General features: G+C 71.3%; 7 protein-coding genes. All 7 read left to right on the top strand.

The window, feature by feature from the left end; all coding sequences use genetic code 11:
* Positions 1-24: 24 nt before the first annotated feature.
* Positions 25-1,176 carry an acyl-CoA dehydrogenase family protein gene (locus E4P40_RS25030; RefSeq protein WP_135161048.1) on the top strand — a complete coding sequence of 384 codons (1,152 nt, stop codon included), beginning with the start codon at positions 25-27 and terminating at the stop codon, positions 1,174-1,176.
* Positions 1,177-1,317: 141 nt separating this feature from the next.
* The gene (locus tag E4P40_RS25035) at positions 1,318-1,656 is read left to right on the top strand and encodes a YbaB/EbfC family nucleoid-associated protein (protein ID WP_135161049.1); all 339 of its coding nucleotides are present in this window, start codon (positions 1,318-1,320) and stop codon (positions 1,654-1,656) included.
* Positions 1,657-1,681: 25 nt separating this feature from the next.
* Complete coding sequence (gene recR / locus E4P40_RS25040; protein ID WP_135161050.1) at positions 1,682-2,281, top strand: recombination mediator RecR; 600 nt, start codon at positions 1,682-1,684, stop codon at positions 2,279-2,281.
* Between the two features lie 222 nt (positions 2,282-2,503).
* Entirely contained in the window at positions 2,504-4,207 is a 1,704-nt protein-coding gene (locus E4P40_RS25045; protein ID WP_135161051.1) for an ABC transporter substrate-binding protein, read from the top strand.
* A gap of 81 nt (positions 4,208-4,288) precedes the next feature.
* Positions 4,289-5,293, top strand: coding sequence for an ABC transporter permease (locus E4P40_RS25050; protein WP_135161052.1), 1,005 nt, complete (start codon positions 4,289-4,291; stop codon positions 5,291-5,293).
* On the top strand, positions 5,290-6,231 hold the full coding sequence (locus E4P40_RS25055; protein WP_135161053.1) for an ABC transporter permease: 942 nt from the start codon (positions 5,290-5,292) through the stop codon (positions 6,229-6,231). The genes E4P40_RS25050 and E4P40_RS25055 overlap by 4 nt, the downstream gene beginning before the upstream one ends.
* 7 nt (positions 6,232-6,238) lie before the next feature.
* Positions 6,239-7,186, top strand: a 948-nt coding sequence (locus tag E4P40_RS25060; RefSeq protein ID WP_135161054.1) for an ABC transporter ATP-binding protein, incomplete at its 3' end; no start/stop codon positions are given.

Consider the following 7,186-nt stretch of genomic DNA (forward strand, 5'->3'; position numbering starts at 1 on the left):
CGGCCCGTCGAGAGCTGACCCCCCGTGCGCGGCCTCCCGGAGCACGAGCAGGAGATCGTCGAGACCGTCGCGCACTGGGTGGACCGCGAGGTGCGCCCGCACGCCGGGCGGCTCGAGCGGGAGCAGCAGTACCCCACGGCGCTCATCGACCAGATGAAGGAGATGGGAGTCTTCGGGCTCGCCGTCCCCGAGCCCTGGAGCGAGTCGGCGGTGTCCGCCCGGTGCTTCGCACTGGTCACCGAGCAGCTGGCGCGCGGCTGGATGAGCCTGGCCGGGGCGATGGGCGGGCACAGCGTCGTCGCCCGGATCCTCGCCCGCTACGGCACCGCCGAGCAGCAGGAGCGGTGGCTGCCGCGGATGGCGACCGGTGAGGTCCGCGCGGCCATGGCGCTCACCGAGGCCAGCGGCGGTTCCGACCTGCAGGACATCCGCACCCGCGCCGTCCAGGACGGCGACTCCTACGTCGTCGACGGCAGCAAGACGTGGATCACCAACGCCCGGCACGCCGGTCTGATCGCCACCCTCGTGAAGACCGATCCGGAGGCCGACCCCCGGCACCGCGGGATCAGCATCCTGCTGGTGGAGCCGGACCAGGTGGAGGTCTCCCGGGACCTGCCCAAGCTCGGCTACCGCGGCGTGGAGTCCTGCGAGCTCTCCTTCGCCGGCTCGCGGGTGCCGGCGGCCGCGCTCGTCGGCGGCGAGGAGGGGCAGGGCTTCGCCCAGTTCATGGCCGGGCTGGAGCTCGGCCGGGTGCAGGTCGCCGCCCGTGCGGTCGGCGTCGCGCAGGCAGCCCTGGACGACGCCCTCGCCTACGCCCAGCAGCGCGAGACGTTCGGCAAGCCCATCTGGGAGCACCAGTCGGTCGGCAACCTGCTGGCCGACATGGCGACGCGGGTGCAGGCGTCCCGGCTGCTCGTGCTCGACGCGGCCGACGGCATCGACGCCGGCCGGCGCTCCGACCTGGAGGCCGGGATGGCCAAGCTGTTCGCCTCCGAGGCGTGCATGCAGGTCACGATCGACGCGATGCGCATCCACGGCGCCGCCGGCTACTCCGCGGAGGTCGACATCGAGCGGTACTTCCGCGACGCCCCGCTGATGATCGTGGGCGAGGGCACGAACGAGATCCAGCGCACCGTCATCGCCCGCCAGCTGATCGCCCGCTCGCGAAAGCCCTGACCCGCCGCATTGCCGGGGTTGTTCCCAGGTTGCTGGTCCTGCAGCACCGGCAATCTGCGGACAACGCACGCAATGCGACCCAGCTGCACCTCGCGCCCCGGCGGGCCGCTCCACGTCGTATCCGCGGCCTACTCTCGTGGCATGTTCCCCGGAGGCCAGCCCGACATGGCAGAGCTGCTGCGGCAGGCGCAGCAGATGCAGCAGCAGCTGGTCGCCGCCCAGGAGGAGCTGGCGAACAGCGAGGTGACCGGCTCGGCCGGCGGCGGCCTGGTCACGGCGACCATGACCGGCAGCGGCGAGCTCACCGCGCTCACCATCGCGCCGGCAGCCGTCGACCCCGACGACCTCGAGACGCTGCAGGACCTCGTCGTCGCCGCCGTCCGGGACGCCAAGCACGCGGTCGACCAGCTGGCCGAGCAGACGATGGGCCCGCTCGCCGGCGGCCTCGGTGGCGGCGGCCTCGGGCTGCCCGGCCTCTGATCCGCCACGAGAACCGAGGAACACCGTGTACGAGGGCGCCGTCCAGGACCTGATCGACGAGCTCGGCCGCCTGCCGGGCGTCGGGCCCAAGAGCGCGCAGCGGATCGCCTTCCACCTGCTGGCCGCCGAGTCCGCCGACGTGAGCCGGCTCGCCGCCGCACTCAAGCGCGTGCAGGAGGAGGTCCGCTTCTGCGTGACCTGCTACAACGTCGCCGAGGCCGAGCAGTGCCGCATCTGCCGTGACCCGCGGCGCACCGACGACGTCCTGTGCGTCGTCGAGGAGCCCAAGGACGTCGTGGCGATCGAGCGCACGCGGGAGTTCCGCGGCCGCTACCACGTGCTCGGCGGCGCGATCAGCCCCATCGACGGCGTCGGCCCGGACGACCTGCGGGTCAAGGAGCTCATGACCCGGCTGATGGACGGCGCGGTCACCGAGCTGATCATCGCGACCGACCCCAACCTCGAGGGCGAGGCGACGGCGGCCTACCTGGCACGGCTGGTCTCCCCGATGGGTCTGGCGGTGTCGCGGCTGGCCAGCGGTCTGCCCGTGGGCGGCGACCTGGAGTACGCCGACGAGGTCACGCTGGGGCGGGCGTTCGAGGGCCGCCGCCGCATCGACGCCTGAAGCCGCCTGAGGCCCCGTGCAGGGGCCCGCCGCGAGCCTGGGAGCGGTGGGGGGCAGGGCGGTCCTTTGATCACGAGTCGGTGTCGAAGTCGATGACGCCCTCACCAGCGGTGACGACGGAGTTCTAGGGTCCGCGATACGTCTGTGGAGCGATTCCTGTCCACGGCTGTCCCGTCCGGAGCTCATCCGGCCCGAGAGGGCCGAGAAGGCAGGTTTTCCGCGATGACCCGTCGCCACACCCGAGCGCTCTCCGCGTCAGCGGCCGCGCTCCTTGCCGTGACCTTGTCCGCCTGTGCCTCCAGCGACCGCGACTCCGGTGGCGGCGAGGGCGGCGGTGAGCAGTCCGGCGGCACCTTCGTGTTCGGCGCCGCCGGCGACCCGGCGATGCTCGACCCCGCATTCGGCAGCGACGGCGAGACGTTCCGCGTCTCCCGCCAGATCTTCGAGGGACTGCTCGGCAACGAGCTCGGCGGTACCGACCCGGTGCCCGAGCTCGCCGAGGACTGGGAGGTCAGCGAGGACGGCCTCGAGTACACCTTCGCCCTCCAGGAGGGCGTGAAGTTCCACGACGGCACGGACTTCAACGCCGAGGCCGTCTGCTTCAACTTCGACCGCTGGTACAACTTCGAGGGCCTGGCCCAGAGCCCGAGCGCCTCGTACTACTACCAGGCCGTCTTCGGTGGCTTCGCCAGCACGCCGGACACGCCCAGCATCTACGAGAGCTGCGAGGCGACGGACGAGAACACCGCGGTGATCCGGCTGACCCAGGTCACCTCGAAGTTCCCCTCCGCCCTGGCGCTGCCCGCCTTCTCCATCCAGAGCCCGGAGGCGCTGGAGCAGTACAACGCGGACGAGGTGTCGGGCAGCGAGGACGCCCTCACCTACTCCGAGTACGCCCAGGAGCACCCGGTCGGCACCGGCCCCTTCAGGTTCGAGAGCTGGGACCGCGGCAACGGTGAGGTCACCCTCGTCCGCAACGACGACTACTGGGGCGAGGCGGCCAGCCTCGACGAGATCATCTTCCGGACGATCCCCGAGGGGAACACCCGGCGGCAGGAGCTCGAGGCCGGCGAGATCGACGGCTTCGACTTCGTCTCCCCGGCCGACTACGAGACGCTCCAGGACGCCGGCTTCCAGGTCCTGGTCCGCGACCCGTTCAACATCCTGTACCTGGGCATGAACGGCGGGAACGTCCCCGACTCGGGCGCGAACCCGGCCCTGAAGGACGTGCGCGTCCGCCAGGCGATCGCCCACGCCATCGACCGCGAGACGATCGTCAACTCGCTGCTCCCCGAGGGCGCCGAGCAGGCCACGCAGTTCATGCCGCCGACGGTCGACGGCTGGGCCGACGACGTCACCACGTACGAGTACGACCCGGACCGGGCCAAGCAGCTGCTCGCCGAGGCCGGGGCCACCGGCACGACACTGCGGTTCTTCTACCCGACCGACGTCAGCCGCCCGTACCTGCCGGACCCCGCCGCGATGTTCCAGGTCATCAGCAAGAACCTGACCGACGCCGGCTTCACCATCCAGCCGACGGCGCTGCCGTGGAACCCGGACTACCTGAACGCCGTCCAGGCGGGCCAGGCCGACATCCACCTGCTCGGGTGGACCGGTGACTACAACGACGCCTACAACTTCATCGGCACGTTCTTCGCCGAGGCGTCGAACAACCAGGCGTCGGCCGAGTTCGGTGCGTTCAGCGCGCCGGAGATCTTCGCCGCGCTGGCCGAGGCGGACGCCGAGCCCGACCCGGCCAACCGCACGGAGTCCTACCAGGAGGCCAACCGCCTGATCATGGACTACCTGCCGGGGGTCCCGATCTCGCACTCCCCGCCGGCGCTCGTCGTCGCGGAGAACGTGCAGGGTCTGGAGCCCAGCCCGCTGACCGCCGAGGTCTTCTCCACGGTGTCCCTCAGCGACTGATCCGGCTCCGCGGTCGCGCCGGTGGCACTCTGTGGCCACCGGCGCGACCCGTGTCCGGCTCCGGAAAGGTGACCTGAGCACGTGGCCCGCTTCATCGCCAGGCGGCTCCTCCAGCTGATCCCGATCCTGCTCGGGCTCTCCGTCCTGCTGTTCGCCTGGCTCCGGGCGCTTCCCGGCGGCCCGGCGCAGGCGGCGCTGGGCGAGCGGGCCACGCCCGAAGCCATCGCCCGCTACAACGAGCTGTTCGGTCTCGACGAACCGCTGATCGTCCAGTACTTCCGCTTCCTCGGCCGAGCCGTGCGGCTCGACTTCGGCACGTCCGCACGGACCGGCCGGCCGGTCACCACGGAGTTCCTCGAGCGCATGCCCGGCACCGTCGAGCTCTCGATCTGCGCGATGATCTTCGCGATCGGGGTGGGCATCCCGCTGGGCTACCTGGCCGCCCGCAAGCACGGGAGCTGGCTCGACTCGACCTCGGTCATCGGTTCGCTGCTCGGTGTCGCCATCCCGGTGTTCTTCCTCGCCTACCTGCTGCGCCTGCTGTTCGCCGTCGAGCTGGGCTGGCTGCCCGGCTCCGGCCGCCAGGACGTGCGCATCGACGCCACGCGCATCACCAACTTCTACGTGCTCGACGGCATCCTGACCCGCGAGTGGGATGCGGCCTGGGATGCCCTCCAGCACCTGATCCTGCCGGCGATCGCGCTCGGCACCATCCCGCTGGCCATCATCGTGCGCATCACCAGGGCGTCGGTCCTCGACGTGGTCAACGAGGACTACGTGCGGACGGCGAACGCGAAGGGGCTGGCCAACTCGACGGTGCGCCGCCGGCACATCATCCGGAGCGCGCTGCTGCCGGTGTCGACGACGATCGGCCTGCAGACCGGGCTCCTGCTGTCGGGCGCCGTCCTCACCGAGACCGTCTTCGCGTTCGGCGGGGTCGGACTGGCGCTCTACGACGCCTTGTTCGCGCGGGACTTCGCCGTCCTGCAGGGGTTCATCCTGCTGCTGGCGGTCGTGTACGTGCTCGTGAACCTGCTGGTCGACATCTCCTACGGCTACCTGGACCCGCGGGTGCGCGTCCGATGACCGCCATCGGGGACGTCAAGCGCCGGCGGATCGACGAACTGGCCGCCCGGGCCGGTCAGGTGCCCGAGGGCGAGGGCGGGGTCTCGCTCACCAAGAGCGCGATCCGGCGGCTGCGGCGCGACCCGGTGGCGATCACCGGCGCCGTCATCGTCGTCCTGTTCCTGCTCGTGGCGCTGTTCGCGCCGCTGCTGGCGCCACGGGACCCGCTGGCGCAGACCCTGCTCTCGGAGATCCGGCCGGGCTTCATCCCCGGCAGCCAGGAGGGGTACCCCCTCGGCGTCGACAACCTCGGCCGCGACCTGCTCTCCCGGCTGATCTGGGGCTCTCGGCAGTCGCTGCTGATCGGCGTGGTGGCCACGGTCCTCGGTGTGATCGTCGGCATGGCACTGGGCGTGCTCGCCGGGGCGTTCGGCGGCTGGGTGGACACCGTGGTGATGCGGTTCGTCGACATCATGCTGTCCATCCCCGGCCTGCTGATGGCGATCAGCATCTCGGTGCTGCTGGGCCAGAACCAGTACTCGCTGATGATCGCCATCGCGGTCACCCAGGTGCCGATCTTCGCCCGCCTGCTGCGGGGGTCGATGCTGGTCCAACGCGGGAGCGACTACGCCGTCGCGGCCCAGGCCCTGGGCATCCGGAAGGCGCGGATCGTCTTCGGGCACGTGCTGCCGAACTCGCTGAGCCCGGTGATCGTGCAGGCGACCCTGTCACTGGCCACGGCGATCATCGAGGCGGCGGCGCTGTCGTACCTCGGCCTCGGCGATCCCGACCTGGCCCGGCCGGAGTGGGGCGCCATGCTGGCCAACGCGCAGAACTTCCTGTCCATCCGGCCGGAGCTCGCCGTCTACCCGGCGCTGTGCATCATCGTGGTCGCGCTCGGGTTCACCCTGCTCGGCGAGTCGTTGCGCGAGGCCCTCGACCCGAAGTTCCGGAGGTGATCACCCCATGAGCTCCGTGCTGGGCGGGCCGGCCGAGGCGCCGGTCCTCGAGGTCGAGGAACTCGCGGTCACCTTCGACCGCAAGGGGGAGCAGCCCACCCTGGCGGTGGACGGCGTCAGCTTCGCCGTCGCGCCGGGGGAGACGGTCGGCCTGGTCGGGGAGTCCGGCTGCGGCAAGTCCGTGACGTCGCTGGCCATCATGGGCCTGCTGCCGCGCCGCGGGGTGACCGTGTCCGGCTCCGTGCGGCTCGAGGGTCAGGAGCTGATCGGGTCGAGCGACCGGACGCTGCGCAAGCTGCGCGGCGCGCACATGGCGATGGTCTTCCAGGACCCGCTGTCCTCGCTGAACCCGACGGTCCAGATCGGCACCCAGGTCACCGAGGTCCTGCTCGAGCACCGCGACATGTCCAAGTCCGAGGCGGCTGCCGAGGCCGTCGACCTCCTGGACCGGGTGGGCATCCCCGACCCGACGCGGCGGCTCAAGGAGTACCCGCACCAGCTCTCGGGCGGCATGCGGCAGCGCGCGCTGATCGCGATGTCGCTGGCCTGCTCGCCGCGCCTGCTCATCGCCGACGAACCGACCACCGCGCTCGACGTCACCATCCAGGCGCAGATCCTCGAGCTGCTCAAGGAACTGGTCGTCGACTCCGGGACGGCGCTGGTGATGATCACCCACGACCTCGGCGTCGTCGCCGGTCTCTGCGACCGCGTGCACGTCATGTACTCGGGAAAGATCATCGAGACCGCCGATCGGCACGAGCTGTTCGCCCGGCCGCGGCAGCCCTACACCGGCGGCCTGCTGGCGTCGGTACCGCGGCTGGACTCCGGCCGTGGCACGCCGCTCACCCCGATCCGTGGCTCTGCCCGCGACGCCATCCCGTGGGCGGAGGGCTGCGCGTTCGCCCCCCGCTGCGACAACGCGCAGGACGACTGCCTCACCGAGGTGTCGGGCAGC

Source organism: Blastococcus sp. CT_GayMR20 (genome assembly GCF_004570345.1).